Below are 14848 nucleotides of genomic sequence, written 5' to 3' on the forward strand. Positions count from 1 at the left end.
TCTTGATTTTCTTTAATCAGGTCTAACTGCCAACCTCAAAGGATATCTTGGCGTTCACCCCGTAAGATACTATTTCATTATTTTCTACTTTTCCGTTCATTTCATGAATATAAATCGATTTTATATTCTTCACCGATTTGCCTGCTTCTTTAACTGCATTTCTGGCGGCATCCTCAAAACTTTTATTTGAAGTGGCCAGTACTTCTATTATTTTAATAACTCCCATAATAATTTAATTTTTTTAGTGGTTGAACAATTTTGGTTAATGAATTTACAGAAGAATCAACTGGCACTCAAATGATTAACATAAGATTATAAGAATGGTCAGGCCTAAGTTAGAACTAAGGAAGGCGCACTTCTTATTTTTCTTTTACAGGAATCATATACACCGGGATATCAGTTTTTTCAAGAACCCGGCTTGCAGTGGTTCCCATAAGCACTTTTTCAAGTACAGAATGGCTGTGAGTTCCCATTACAATAAGATCGGCACCCCACTCTTTTGCGTAGTCCAGGATAGCCGAAGAAGTTGGTCCTTCAGCCATATGAGTACTCACCGATGGATCATCCAAATGCCTGGCTGCAGTTTCTATGAAATCCTTTGCCACTTCCCTTAGTTCAGATATGACATTAAGGTCCACCTGCATCTCATTATAGCCTTCATATCCCATAAAAGTTGGATAATTAACTCCATAATAGCTTACATCGGCAAGAACATGAATAAGACAAACCTTGGCTTCCAGTTTTTTGGCAAGTTCATAACCTTTACGTGCAACTTTCTCAGAGTTCGGATTATAATCCATCCCTATAAGAACCTTTTTCATAATTTATAAATTACTGATTAGTTACTCTAAGTTAGAGAAAAATGCAGCTATAGCCTATAAAGAATATATAAAAGGCTCTTATATTTTTCAGGTATTTCTTAAAAAGCAATTAATTTCCATTTCCTGCGAATGCGTCAACCGGCTTTTCAAATGCAATGAAAAGCACGCAAGGCCCCTTATCCTTACATTTCGCTGTATGGGGTTTTTTTGCTGGTCCGTAGCCATAGGAGCCTACCTTCAAAGTTTGGGTACCTTCCCCTTCATAAGTGACTTCCAACTCCCCTGAAATAAGCACCATGCGTTCTGCCGAATTATGCCAGTGTAAAGGAATATTAGAATTCGCGGGAACCCTGAATAGAATATCGGAATTCTGCTTTTCCGGATCTCCATGTAAAATGGCAATATTACAACCGTCAGGCATGAACTCTGGACAGCCACCCCACTGTAGATCTGTGGCTTTATGATCTGTTACAACAGATTTCTCCACCTGCTTGCCATCCTGAGCATATGAGAATGATGAAGCAAAAGTAAATAGTAAAATAAAAATAGAAGCCGGTAAAATTCGAATGATTTTAATTCTTTTCATATTTATTGGATTTTCACTGGTTTGTAATTCTTATCTAATAACATCAAATGGCCTCATCATGTGAAGATTTTGAGAGATAAAAATGAAGCGAAAAATTAGGTTATATATAATTCATAGAAAATAAGGGGAAACCTGTAAAACCTTTAAAGAGGAAATTTGTAAAAACATGATGATAATCATGTTATTTTCTGATATACAGTTATTTATTAAGGTGATTTTGAATTATATTTATAGTAGTAACCTATAAATTTCCGCCATATGAAAACTACAAGAGAATCCGCAAGGGAAGCCAGTCATAAAGATTTAGTAGGTCTGCTCACTAACCTGCTGCAAAAAAATTATGATGCTGAAAAGGGCTATAGAAAAGCCATAGAGCACACAAAGAATCCCGAATTAAAGTCTTTTTTAAAGAACCAGGCCACTCAGAGAAATCATTTTGCAACCGAACTGGATAAGCGAATACACATGCTTAATGAACATCCAAAAGCGAAGGCCATTGGAAGTACTCTGGGTAATATACACCGGGTCTGGATGGATTTCAAAAGCTCATGGAGTAAAAAGAGTGATGAAGTCATACTGGAAGAATGTCTCCGTGGAGAAAAGGCCAGCCTTAAGGAGTATGAAGAAAGAATAAATAAAAACAAAATCTTACTCACTCCCGACATAAAAGCCATGCTGGAAAATCATAGGGATAAAGTTAGAGAAACGGTATCAGAAATAAAAAAACTGGAAGACCTGTAAAGCTAATAATTAAATTTGCCGGTATTATACCGGCATTTATTTTCCTGGCATTAACACTTTTAATTCTTGACAACAATAAGTTGTGCTTTCGCACCTGTTAGAAGGTTCCACTCTTTTACTGCCAGCTGCTCCCCTTTTTCACTTAAGACCCTTAGTTCGGCTGTATTGGGACCTGAAGTTCCCTGGTTGAGGGCGACAAATTCTATGCTGTTAAAACCATCCTGAAGCGTCACCAGCACAGGTTGAAAACCTGCATGAAGGCTTATACTCCTGGCTACCAGTTCTCCATTCACAAAGATCTGGACCTTATCACCATCTACGTATTCATGATCACGACAATATACCTCTACAAACTTCCCTTTGGTCACCACGTTTCCAAGGCTCTGATCGAACTTATATTCTTCTTTGATCTCCCTGTCTTTTTTCCATTTTTCTTTGATGACATCTCCGGCAGTTAGTAAATTATTAGGGTTCTCCCTAAGATCTATAGGCTTCGGTTTGTCTTTTAGAAATCTGCTTTCGGTCTCCGTCTCTTCTTTTTTAAGAATCGGAAATCCTGTGGTTTCGGACTCCTCTGCTTTGATAATGGGCCCCGTATTAGTAGTACGTGGAATTTCTACCTGGGCATAGGCAGCCAGGTTAAAGCAGAAAAAACAAAACAGGAGTATTCGTTTATGTATTATCATATCTTTTTGGATCGTCCACCCATAATATATCAAAAATACCGCCAAAAATTTAATACGACAAAATCAATGATGAAATGCGGTATTGCCCATTTTCCTTACCTAAAGAACCAGAGATTAACAGGAACCCAGATATATTTACAAAAGGAATAGTAAAAAAAACACCCGTAATGGTAATTTCAAATTTCAAGAGCATCATATAATAGCCTCAGAGGTCTCCATTGAAATTAATTAAAAACCCGGATATTATAATTTCCGGGTTTACTTTTAATTCAATGTGTTTTTTATTAATCCGGGAAGCCAGGACTACTTTTAACTTCTTCTATTTGCTGAGTATGGCGGGCAGTATGACCTGCCATAAAAAGCACAGTTTGGTAAGCGTCTATTTTCCCGAATGGAAATTCGTTGATATAATTCCGCATATCTACTTCGGTATCCTTAAGGAAATCTACGATATCTTCTCTCTGGTCATTAAATGCCTCAAGAGCTTCCTCAGAAGTAGCATATTTCGCTGATGGCTCAAATTGTGACTGAGTCTTAACCTTCTGGCTCCGATCTGTGATAAATCCTAATATTTGCTCATCGGTCATTTTTACTTCAGCCTTAAGCTCGGGAGTTGGATCCTCGGCGAATTTTGCCTCTAACATAGATCTCAAACCACCCTCAACAATAATTATATGTTCTACTATTTCGGCAACAGACCAGCCTTCGGCATCAGGTTTAAATTGCATTTGAGCATCGCTAAGGCCTTCGACACTTTCTTCCAGACCTTCTCTAGTTTCTTCAAGATATTTAAAGATATCATCCTTATTCAGGGGTTCTTCAACCTTTTCAGTGCCATTGGAATTTACCTGAACAGTCTTGTTCTCAGAGTAAAAAGAACCCAGGAAAACAAGGCACACAACAGAAATTAAAATTTTCATAATCAAGTTATTAAGTTAATTCATAATAATTTAATGAAAGGATCGAAGTGTCAGGTTGATCCCTTCAGTTAGCCTTCTTTTTTGAGAAGGTCTCCCATATATAATATATTCCACCGGTGACCATCAGGATCTGTAAAACCGGCGCCAAATAAATCTCCATGATCCCGGGGTTTACTATACACATGGCCTCCTGCAGGCTCCACTTTATCAATAAACGAACGTACCGCTTCTTTACTTTCCATATCAAATGAGAGAAGGGTCTCCACTCCTTTTGATGTATCAGCCACACTGGTTCCCGTGTACTGCTCAAAGGTCTCTTCAGGGAAGAGCATCACCACAAAGTCCTGGTCTCCGAATAATAAACCAATTACATCATTTCGGTCTTCGTGTATAGGATTATATCTAAAACCCACATCTCTATAAAATTTCTTTGATTTTTGAATATTCTTTACCGGGAGGTTTATCCAAAGTTGATTCATTTCTGTTTTTTTATTTGGGATATATAGGTTCTTAATTCTTTAAACTTAGTGGTATCAGAATCCTTAAAGACATAGATGTCACAAAAGGCATATTCCTTAATTTTTCCTGGTTCTATTTTAATTTCCACAATGCCTTCAACCACCGTTTTATCTTTTCCAGATATAAAATCTACGACTGTGATTTGCATAGGGCCGCCAAGTTTCATCCTGCCAAGTGCATTTTCAAAGGCATGGCGCCCTGATATGGTCTTCTCTCCCACAATCTTCCATTGAATATCATCAGTGACATTGTCTGCTATGAATTTTGTATCACATTTGGCAAAAGCCTCATTTATTTTCTTTACGAACTCCTTCCTGCTCCCCATATCTGATTATTTTTCTTCTATTATTGAAAGTATATTTCCCGCCGGGTCTTTAAACCAGGCTATTGATGGTCCTTTCTCACTGGTATGAATACCTTTTGAATCTGTTTTTACGGTACCATCATAATGTTCAAATTTCAAACCTTTTCCGGCAAGTTGCTCCACCTGCTCTTCCAGATCCTTAACCTTAAAATTCAGTATGGTATATGACGCCGGCTTATGATCTGGTTTTGGATAGATCAAAACAGGGCCGCTAACCAGATCTAATTCCAGAAGCCCCATTTTATTTTCTTTGATTTTCAGGCCAAGAACCTGGCCATAGAATCTCTTTGCTTCCTTCAGATTATCAGTTGAAAATGTTGTAAAGGCTTCACAATAGGTCAGCATTATTCTGATATTTAGGTTATTGACTTATAAATTTACATTTTTATTTTGGATTAATTTTGTTTTAACCATCATGAAAGAACTCCAGGTTTTCATCTGTACATTAGTTATGTAACACCTCACTTTTGGGCTATTTATCAATTTCTCTAGGGAAAAGCTTAAATTTGAGTGATCATCAATAATTCAATTAAAAATGCAGGTTCAGGAACTACTTAAAACAAATTCGGTTGCGAATAAGTTCGTTTCCCAGTTAAGAGATGTAAATGTTCAGGGAGACAAAATGCGGTTTCGAAGAAATATAGAACGTCTTGGGGAGATCCTGGCCTATGAGCTTAGCAAGGAACTGGATTATCATAAAAAGGAGATCACCACCCCCTTAGGAAAGTCCACACTTTCCATTCCTGAAGATGAGCTTGTAATCTGTTCCATTTTGCGGGCTGGACTACCATTGCACCAGGGATTACTAAATTATTTTGATGATGCTGAAAATTCTTTTATTTCAGCATACCGCCATCATCCCGCTAATGATGAAAAATTTGAGATCCTGGTTGAATATCTGGCCTCTCCTTCCCTTGAAGGAAAGACTCTGATACTTGCCGATCCAATGCTGGCCACTGGACGGTCGTTTTCAAATGTTCTGGAAGCCCTGGAACCCATGGGAACTCCAGCTAAGATACACCTGGTTTCTGTGATAGGCTCTGATGAAGGCATAGATTACCTGAAATCTGTATTTCCCGAAAATTCAAAGCTCTGGATAGCGACCATAGATCATGAGCTTGATAAGAACGGTTATATAGTTCCTGGCCTGGGAGATGCCGGGGATCTCTGTTTTGGAAATAAACTTCAGCATTAGATTAGAAAGGATAACCTATCGCAAAATTGAATACCGGATTGGTAATATCAAAATCCCATCTTTGCCCTGCAGGAAGAGAAGGGTCATGAAGCGGTGCCGCCAGGTCAAAACGGATCACAAAATTCTGAATATCAATTCTTAAGCCTACTCCAGTACCTATTCCCAGTTCATTAATAAAATTACCACTGAACTTTCCAACATTCTGGGGTTCACCGGGAGTCTGCAGATCGGGATTGACCTTGCTAGTCCATACATTTCCTGCATCAACAAAAAAAGCTCCATTCAAATAGGTTATTATGGGGAATCTATATTCTGCATTGGCTTCAAGCCTTATATTTCCATACTGGTCACGATAGCCCACATCCCCATCTCCTTCAGGTGTATAATCTCCGGGGCCTAAAGATCTTGTCCTGAAAGCCCTTACACTATATGGCCCTCCCGAAAAATACTGCTTACTGAAAGGCATTACATCAGAATTTCCAAAAGGAATTCCATAACCCGCGAATAATCGGGTGGCAATTACCTGCGAATTGCCAAGCCGAAAATGATATCTGAAATCTGCATCCAGTTTAGTGTATTGTGCATATTCCAGCCCAAGGATCTCCTTTTTGCCACTATCACCTTGCTTTGCTACCAGGCCTAAGGCATTACCGGCAATATCCAGATTAGTATTCAGGTAAAAAACATGTTGCTTATTCAGATCTACCAGGCCGTTGTAAATAAATGAATAAGTAAGTCCGCCTATAAATTCCTGATCGAAACTGCTTTGCAAAAAAGGGTTATCCCTTAAAACTTCTCTAAATTCTTCTGTAGTGTTACCAAGTTTAACATAATTCAGGTTAATAGGATTCAGTTCATGGGAAACATAGCGGTTAGCATTCCAGTAATAGCCAAACTTTACTGAGAGCGAGGTTAAACTGAATAGCTGACTTCTTTTCAAATAATCTCCACCCAGGCTGATTTTTGTTTTTGGAATTGAATATTTGAAAAAATTCTCATCTATCTCAATGGGAAATATCATTCTTGGAATAATAAGGTCGTTAGTGAGCCCTAACTGTATGCTGTTCCTTCCTGCTTCTCCTGCTGATCCAGCCTGGAATTCATATCCCAGGTTACCCGAAATATGCAGACTTTCTCCTCCCTTAAAAAGGTTTCGGTTTGAAAAGGTAAGTCCTAAATGAGGGCCGGCGAAGTTATTGGATTTAGTGACTGCCTGTAACTCTGCTCTTATAGCGCGCTTTTTTAAAGGTGATAAATAGATATTAGCTTCAAGCAAACCCAGGCTGTCTGTGGCCAGGGTATCTATCTCCTGATATTGTATATTCACAAATTTATAAGCCCCGATGGACCCCAGTCTCCTGCTTGTATTCCTGGACTTTTCAGGATCATAATAATCTCCGGTCTGTATCAGTATATAGGGATCCAGGTGTTTGGGCTTGAAAATAAGTTCCTCCTGGAAGTAGTTCTTGTCTTCATAGCGTTTATAATTCTTTGTAATTGAATCTTCATCCACATTATAATTTGCATATACATTGACATTCGAGATCTGGTAAGGGATCACCGATTTTGGAGGCACATCCTTTTTTAACCTGAGATAAAGGTCAAATCTTTTATTATCATACTGGTTGGTATCTGCCTCGAAGATCAAAAAGCCTGGATTAAAATTATAATAACCGTCTTTTTTTAGATGGAGATCTATCCTTTCCCTTTCTGCCTTTAGTTCTGGCAAATCGAAACGCATTCCCTGTTCCAGAATTGTTTTATCAAAATTCTCCTGAATATTCCTGTAAACTATCAGGGAATCTGAATCCAACTGATAGGTTTGCATGGTATAGGGTTCTGGCACCTCAAGATCATAGTATATACTAGCTGTTTTAGAAGCTGTATCTTTTTCGATGCCCGAACTTACCCGGCTGTAGAAGAATCCGCGATTTTCCAGTCTGTTTAGAAGAAGGTCTTCAGTATTATTAATATTAACGTCAGAAAGATAAACCGGTTCCTCCCCGAGCTTTTTATTAAGAAATTTATTTATAAATCCCGGCTTCTCTTTTTGAGCTTTATAATGAAAATATAAACCCGGCCTCATTCCCAGGATTTTGTTATTCGGTTCCGGTCTAAGGACACTTTCGAGTTCAGTCTTCAACTCAGGTTTATTCCTGATAGTGGTATCTGATTCTATTTTGATACTTCCCCCGGTATACAGGAACTCATCCTCCGGAATGAACTTCTTCACACTACATGCCTGGATAAGTACTACAAAGACTACTATGATCGCCGGATTAATTCTCATCTGTACCTTCTTCTTTGTTTTCAGCTTTAATTTCTTCCTCTTTTTTGACTTTTTCCATCACCGCCCTTTCGAACATATTTTTGAATTTGTTGAATTCTTTGGTGAATATCAGTGCTATCCCACTCACAATTAGCTGACCGTCTATTACATTTTCATACTGACTTCTGCTAAAGCCTTTAATACGCCACACGCCCTCTTCGTCAAGAAGATAGGATATGCTAACATTACCAATCACAGGACTTGTTTCCTGCCCAGGCTGATTTCCCCCCTGAATATCCAGTTCGCTACCTACTTCCACAATAAGCCGGTCTTCCAGAAATGCCTTCTGAGCACTGATATCAAGCTGGGTTCTGTCCTGCGGACTTTCTCCCTGATAATCTGTAAAGCTATCCACCTGAAAGTTCAGTTGAAGTCCGCTTTCCCCCAGTATCCTGCTGGAAAGCATATTCAGCTGGTCAGATAACGCATCATTCAGATTATCCCTGGCAACGGCTAAAGTACCACCGCTGCTTCCGTCACTCCCTGAACCAGGAAAGAATCTATTGAGCACCAGAAGCGAAAAGACCTGTTTGTTGAGTTCCTGTTCCTGATTATTTAACTGTTGTACTACTCCATAAACCTGACCGCCTATAGCTCCCTGCTCTTCTTCAGGCATATCCAGGCTAAAGGTGATCTCAGGCTCCATTAGCTCTCCATCTATATTCAGATATACATAAAATGGCAATTCCTGCCGGTAACGCTGGGTTGTTGAGGGATCTGTTGCCGATAGCCGCGAAGCCATCAAAGAGGAAGCTGATGTCTCCACACTATAAACAGCTCTCACATCGAGTTGTGCCTCAAAAGGATCTCCGGCCCAGGAAACCCTGCTGCCATCAGCTATATCGAATCTTCTTTTCACTAGGTTATACAGACTCATTTCGTAATAACCATCATTGATCTCATAAATTCCTGTCAAAGCAAGCCTTCCATTTGGATACATATTAAAAATAAGGTCTCCCTCTCCCTGAACCTGGAATTTATCCCCGGTTTCCTGATTGATAATCATATTGAAAGTCGCTCCTTCGTCAATATTTATCCTGGAATAAATGTCATAACCCGAGACCACATACGACTCTTCCTCGGTTTGGGTGAGTATATCATCAGGATCCTCTTTATTTACAAAGATTACGATACCATCCCGTTCTTTCATTTGTAATTCAGTTTCCGGCACTACATAGGTGAAATTAGTGCTTTCCTTCACATCTAGATCCATGTTTATCACGGGTAAATTCAGGTCTCCGGTGACCTGGGCATCCACATCTACCACGGCATCTCCATAGAAAAGGTCATTATCCTCTTCGGTTGAATTAAGTAAGCGGAAGTCCTGAGCCTGGAGGTCAAGATCAAAACCAGGGTTTAAAAAATTCTCAGTGATAATTTTACCATTCATAACAAACGAATTCTGGTTGTTGTCATTGATATTAAAATCATCAAAATAGACAGCCTGGTTATCCAGTCTTAGTTCTTCATCTGGCAAAATAAAAGGAGCATTCAGGAAAGCAACATTAAAGCCTGCATTATTGAATTTGAGGCTACCTTCATATTGTGGTTCGGCAAAAGTGCCATTGAGTGTGAAATTACCGGAAAAACTTCCGCTTCCATTCTTTATTTCTCCGAGAGAAAAACCTTCCAGAGCGGTCATTCTCACCTCGTTCAGGTCCAGGTTCATGTCAATCCTTGCCGAAGTTTCATCGGCTACATAAGAACCTGTAAGATCAAGATCTATCTCTCCTCCTTTTAAGGCCATTTCAAAATCATAATTGCTGAAACCTGTGGAATTCCCCTTCAGGCTTAGGGTATTCAGATCTACATCCATCACTCCAAACTGATTGATCTGCATATCGGCCAGTATGCCAGTCTTTCCGAATGGCTCTTCATAAATGAAGCTACCATTAAGCTGCCCTTTGGCAAGCTGATTCTCGGGATTTAGGTAGTTTAGCAAAGGGGCCAGTTTAAAATTACTGAAAGCAAGGCTTATATGCTCCTTTTCCACACCCGGTTCATTATTGCCAATCTGCATTTCCTGTTCATTTCTGTAAAGCTTGAAATCTTTAAACTGCAGGTATTCCTTTGCATAGCTTATCTGATTGGAAGCAGCAATATTCCATGGGTTTCGATTAAGAATAAGGTTCTGAGGATTTATATGGAACTTCAGGGTATCTCCCTGAAAATTAAGTTCAGAATTTACATGAACCAGACTGTCCTGCTCGTAAATAGATCTAAAATCCAGGTTTAGCTTGCGGTCTAAAACCTTTCCATCTATTATGGTCCTTTTAATGGCTAGCGGCCCTGCATTCAATTCATTAAAGGCAAATTCAAAGTTCAGATCGTCAGGATCAGACTGCATATTCAGCGTTAAGGAATCGATCGCACTGCTATAATAATTAATGAAAGGAATTGATATTGAGGCATCCAGTTGGCGGTCCTTCTCACGAAAATCTACCTGTATGTCCACACTGTCCAGTTCCTCAAGGTTCACCAGAAATACTTCATTAAGAATCGGCGCCTGGTTTATTTTAGCATCCAGTTTGAGATTAACGGGTCTGGTAATGGAATCTTCCGAATAATTTTCAGTGATATAACGTTTAAAATGGCGGTTGATAGCGGCTGTAAAAGCAACAGGATCGGCATTGGACTGCAGATCCAGGTCTATCACCCTGTTGTCTACCTGAACTGAAGTAGAGTCTGGCCTTACATAGGCTGAAGCTTCAAAACTTCCCAGCAGGTAGGTATTGTTATTATAAACGGCCACACCATCTATAATTTCGGCCTGAGCTTCATATTTATTCGCATCTCCTTCAAACCATCCTTCCAGGACAAAACCTGTCTTTATACTTTTTTGGGTAATCCCCAGTGCTCCTAGATTGGCACCATCTAAATATAATGTGAGGTCTATCCTGGGAGATACACTATCTAAAGCAACCTGAGTTTGAGCTTCCATCTCCAGGTTGGCATCCTGATAAAAAAGGTTAACGGGCCCCTGCCCATTTTCTAATTTCCCGTTAATTTCTATACCTCTGAATTCATAATCTTTGTAGGTAAAGGATGAAATTATGGATTCAAGATTTGCATCCAGATCGTTCATCGAATTTCCTCCTCCCGATACATCTAATTCTAACTGCAAGTCGCCCAGGGCTTCATTTTGAAGCAGTTTTCCGAGGGCAATACTATCACCCATGATCTCAGCATCAAACACAATCTCTTCTCCTACCTCAAAGTTACCATCAATGTCCAGGCTGCCTTCAGAAGTTTTCAGAACTGAATTAGTTTCAATTTTGCTTGGGCTACCCGCAAAACTCCCCGATAAATTAATTCTTTCCGGAAGCTTTATCCCAAGGTCCTCTTCTTTAATAAACATTACAAGGTCTCCCCTTACTGTACTGAGGTTTGCATTGGGCAGACTAAAATAAAGATTATCCGGATCCTGCAGGTTATCCACCGTTCCGGTTCCTGAAAGGCTGGTGTTTTTCCATCTTAAATTAAAGCTGGTGAGTTTTAAATTATTTAATTTTCCCGATGCGGCAAGACTACCTCTAACCCGTTCAGTGGCCAGTGATTGTATGTATTCATTATTTCTAAGATCGGGCTGAAATCTAAAAATATCACCTGTATTCAGGATAAAATCACTGAAATTGGCCTGAAGGTTTCCGGTCCCAGGTTGTTCAAGGAACTCGTCAAAACTGGAATAATTGATAATCACTTCACCTGCTATAGAATTGTTATTAGCTGCCAGGTTAAGATTTCTGAATTCCATTTTCTCATTACTAACCACAGCGCTGATATTGAACCTGTTTACATCGATCCCCGACCCTTCTTTGAATTCTAATTTCTGTATGTTGGCAGTGGCCTTTTCCTTCTCATAGTTAAGATCTTCAGCCATCAGATAGAGGCTGTCCAGTTTAATGGCATTGGGATCAAATACCCCATCTTTTACGCCTGCATTGTTCAGGGAATAAAAGAAGTTGTTATTCTGAAAATCGACATTGGCTACATTTATTTTCCATTCAGGCCATACAAAACCTGAAGGAGAAGCCGGTTGGTCAGAAACTGAAGCTTTTTCCAGCATTTTCAGGACTACAACAGAATTTGACAGCTGTATGCTTTTTCCTGAAATTTCCTGTTCCTTCAGATCAATTCCTGAGCCTGCCAGCTGAAGTTCATCAATATAGACATCGGTAAGAAGTGAATCGGGAACGCTCTTATAAAACAATTTAACATCGCTGAGGCTTAGATCTTCAATACTAATTACAGGATCTGCGGCAGGTTCTTCATCGCTTTCCGGAAAAGCTTTTGTCTGATTATAATATATTTCAGCATTATCCAGATTAACCTCTTCCGCTCTGTATACCATATTCTGGAGATTGGTCTGCTTAAGATTGAGTTTCAGATGTTCAAATTTAAATTTCGAATCTATGCCTGAGACACCATCTCGGTAATCAATATCAAAATCCTTTAGATCCAGTTCGCCAATTTTGATATCCATTGGTTTTGAAGTACTGTCTGCCGGAGCGGTCTGTGTGGAATCACCAGCAAAAGCTTTCATGAGGACCTCATAATTGAATCCGCTAACAGAATCTTTCCGGATAATATTTGCTTTTAGATTTGTTGCATCCAGGTCGTTCAGGGAAAAACCATCACCCTTTATCAAGGGCCAAAGTCCAATATTTGCAGAAAGACTTTCAGAAAAAATTATGGTATCACCGGCAGAATCTTCTATATGCAGCCCATCAATCTGAATATCCCCATTGAATTCAATAAAGATCCTTTCAAGATTTATCTCTACTCCGGATTTCTTTTCAATAGAATTAATGAATTGATCTTTAATGATATTCTGACCCCAGGGACTTCTAACAAACAGGATCACAATTAATAGAAACACAAATAGGCCAAGGAAGATTTTTCCCAGTAATTTCAAGATCTTAAACACCTGTTTTCTAGATTTAGCCAATCAGTTGAGTTTAGTAATTCTCAAAGTTATCGTTTCGGGAAGATATAGTTAAAAGATGAAAACTTAATTTCTGGTAAACTTGTGTTAAAATCCTTAGAATAACAGGGAAACTTGGCAGTTTCGAGGAAAAAAATTTATTGAATTGTGGAGAAATTTTACACATTTTATGGAGATTTCCACAGTTTTTAGACTCCATGGTTAAATGGATAATTAGTAGTTCAGGATTAATTTTAACATCACTGCATAAAAAACCAAAAAACGCTTCAAAGGGTTATATATCAACCAACCATGACAGTCCTTGGTATATAAAATCACTTTCAAAAACAAGCTGATATTACCAGATTATTCTTACATGGCATTATTGTAGCACTTCTTAATATGATTTGAAAACTAAATAATTCAACAATTAAAAATCTATTTATGAAAAGAGTAATAACCGTAACAGTATTGGCTGCGACAATGTTAACTTCCTGTGTTTCCAAGAAGAAATATGTTGCACTTGAAAGTGAACTGAACGATACTAAGAGTACATTACAGAAAACACGCGTTGAAAAAGAGGAAATCGAAGAAAAGTATGCCCGTATCGAAGAAAGAGTGGCAGATTACAACGCAAAAATCAATTCTCTTAGAACGGAGAATGAAAGCATGATGGAACTGAACGACCTAACGGTAATGTCTAAGAAGACCAAAGACAGAATGCGGAACACCATCGCAAAGATAGATCCTGAGAAAGTAAAAGGAGCTGAAACCCTTGAGGATTCTATTAATCTCGCTGTTTCATATAACTTGAAACAGAATATTTCTGAAGGCGCAGATGAAGATGATATTGACATCAGCGTTGATGAAACTGTTGTTATGATCAACGTTTCAGATAAGCTTCTATTTGGAAGTGGTAGCTCAAGAGTGAGTAATAAAGCTCAGCCGCTACTTAAAAAACTTGCTGAAGTGATCAACAGCGAGCCAGCTATGGAAGTAATGATCGAGGGTCACACCGATGACCGTACCATAGTTAAGGATTCCTACCTTAAAGATAACTGGGATCTTAGTGTTAGAAGAGCTACCTCTATTGTTAGACTTCTACAGGATAAATATGAAGTAGATCCTTCAAAACTTATCGCTGCAGGAAGAAGCAGTTATCAGCCACTCGTTGATAATACAAATAAAGAGAATATGGCGAAAAATCGTAGAACCAGGATTGTGATAATTCCTAATCTTGATAAGTTCTTCGCTATGCTTGAATCTGATCCGGCAGTAGCCAAGAATTAAGATTATAGCATATATTATTTAAAAAAAGGGAAGCTAAACGCTTTCCTTTTTTTATTGGCCATCTTTAACTCGATTTTAACCTCTATAAATATTGAATAAGGACTCTATTGGTTAACTTATTCGTGAATGATAAATCAAGAGTTATGAAGAAAGAAGTGAACAGACCTGAGGAAGAGAAAAAGAAAGGAAAACCGGAAGACCTTCCATACAATCCTGAGGTAACTAAAGAGGACAAACAGGCATTGAATGAAAAAGGAAAAAGCATGAACAAGGGGCAGGATAAAGCGCTTGATCGTGAAGAACCTGTAGATTTCTCTGCGGAAGAATTGGATGTTCCGGGCAGCAATAATGAAGAATCGAACAATGAGGGACAGATTCCCGATGAGCAGAATTGGCAATATAATAAGAAGGGTTCCCGCCCGGACAGGCAAAAGGCAAAGGAACACCCGAATTCTGATGAAGATTTATAAATC

General features: G+C 38.9%; 14 protein-coding genes. 4 read left to right on the forward strand and 10 right to left on the reverse strand.

The genetic code is table 11. From position 1 onward, the window contains the following. Positions 1-22: 22 nt before the first annotated feature. The 3 genes from LU635_RS12170 to LU635_RS12180 form a co-directional block, all read right to left on the reverse strand. Positions 23-226: a dodecin family protein gene (locus tag LU635_RS12170; RefSeq protein ID WP_240099613.1), complete on the reverse strand. Its 204-nt coding sequence runs from the start codon at positions 224-226 to the stop codon at positions 23-25. 133 nt (positions 227-359) lie between these two features. Beyond that, entirely contained in the window at positions 360-821 is a 462-nt protein-coding gene (locus tag LU635_RS12175) for a universal stress protein (RefSeq protein WP_240099615.1), read from the reverse strand. Between the two features lie 109 nt (positions 822-930). Beyond that, on the reverse strand, positions 931-1407 hold the full coding sequence (locus LU635_RS12180) for a cupin domain-containing protein (protein WP_240099617.1): 477 nt from the start codon (positions 1405-1407) through the stop codon (positions 931-933). 258 nt (positions 1408-1665) lie between these two features. Between LU635_RS12180 and LU635_RS12185 the strand changes: the two genes are divergently transcribed. Then, on the forward strand, positions 1666-2148 hold the full coding sequence (locus LU635_RS12185; protein ID WP_240099619.1) for a ferritin-like domain-containing protein: 483 nt from the start codon (positions 1666-1668) through the stop codon (positions 2146-2148). A 59-nt stretch (positions 2149-2207) separates the two neighbouring features. On the opposite strand, the gene LU635_RS12190 is transcribed toward LU635_RS12185, so the two are convergent. The 5 genes from LU635_RS12190 to LU635_RS12210 all read right to left on the reverse strand — a co-directional run bounded on the left by LU635_RS12190 (position 2208) and on the right by LU635_RS12210 (position 4982). Continuing rightward, on the reverse strand, positions 2208-2834 hold the full coding sequence (locus tag LU635_RS12190) for a hypothetical protein (protein WP_240099621.1): 627 nt from the start codon (positions 2832-2834) through the stop codon (positions 2208-2210). A 284-nt stretch (positions 2835-3118) separates the two neighbouring features. Beyond that, positions 3119-3754 (reverse strand): DinB family protein, encoded by a 636-nt coding sequence (locus LU635_RS12195; protein WP_240099622.1) that lies wholly within the window; start codon positions 3752-3754, stop codon positions 3119-3121. A gap of 68 nt (positions 3755-3822) precedes the next feature. Next, positions 3823-4233, reverse strand: coding sequence for a VOC family protein (locus LU635_RS12200; protein ID WP_240099624.1), 411 nt, complete (start codon positions 4231-4233; stop codon positions 3823-3825). Continuing rightward, positions 4230-4598, reverse strand: coding sequence for a nuclear transport factor 2 family protein (locus tag LU635_RS12205; protein ID WP_240099626.1), 369 nt, complete (start codon positions 4596-4598; stop codon positions 4230-4232). The genes LU635_RS12200 and LU635_RS12205 overlap by 4 nt, the downstream gene beginning before the upstream one ends. A 6-nt stretch (positions 4599-4604) precedes the next feature. Beyond that, a complete protein-coding gene (locus tag LU635_RS12210; RefSeq protein ID WP_240099628.1) occupies positions 4605-4982 on the reverse strand; it encodes a VOC family protein in 378 nt (125 codons plus the stop codon). Between the two features lie 190 nt (positions 4983-5172). Here LU635_RS12210 and upp point away from each other — a divergent pair, with 190 nt between their 5' ends. Further along, positions 5173-5832, forward strand: coding sequence for a uracil phosphoribosyltransferase (gene upp, locus LU635_RS12215; protein ID WP_240099630.1), 660 nt, complete (start codon positions 5173-5175; stop codon positions 5830-5832). Between the two features lies 1 nt (position 5833). Here upp and tamL read toward each other — a convergent pair whose 3' ends face one another. Then, entirely contained in the window at positions 5834-8122 is a 2289-nt protein-coding gene (tamL, locus tag LU635_RS12220; protein ID WP_240099632.1) for a translocation and assembly module lipoprotein TamL, read from the reverse strand. Continuing rightward, entirely contained in the window at positions 8112-13109 is a 4998-nt protein-coding gene (locus tag LU635_RS12225) for a translocation/assembly module TamB domain-containing protein (protein WP_240099634.1), read from the reverse strand. The genes tamL and LU635_RS12225 overlap by 11 nt, the downstream gene beginning before the upstream one ends. 420 nt (positions 13110-13529) lie before the next feature. Between LU635_RS12225 and LU635_RS12230 the strand changes: the two genes are divergently transcribed. After that, positions 13530-14375, forward strand: a complete 846-nt coding sequence (locus LU635_RS12230; protein WP_240099636.1) for an OmpA/MotB family protein — start codon at positions 13530-13532, stop codon at positions 14373-14375. 143 nt (positions 14376-14518) lie between these two features. Next, entirely contained in the window at positions 14519-14845 is a 327-nt protein-coding gene (locus tag LU635_RS12235; protein WP_240099638.1) for a hypothetical protein, read from the forward strand. Positions 14846-14848: the final 3 nt, after the last annotated feature.

The organism is Christiangramia crocea (assembly GCF_022410465.1).
Classification (GTDB): domain Bacteria; phylum Bacteroidota; class Bacteroidia; order Flavobacteriales; family Flavobacteriaceae; genus Christiangramia; species Christiangramia crocea.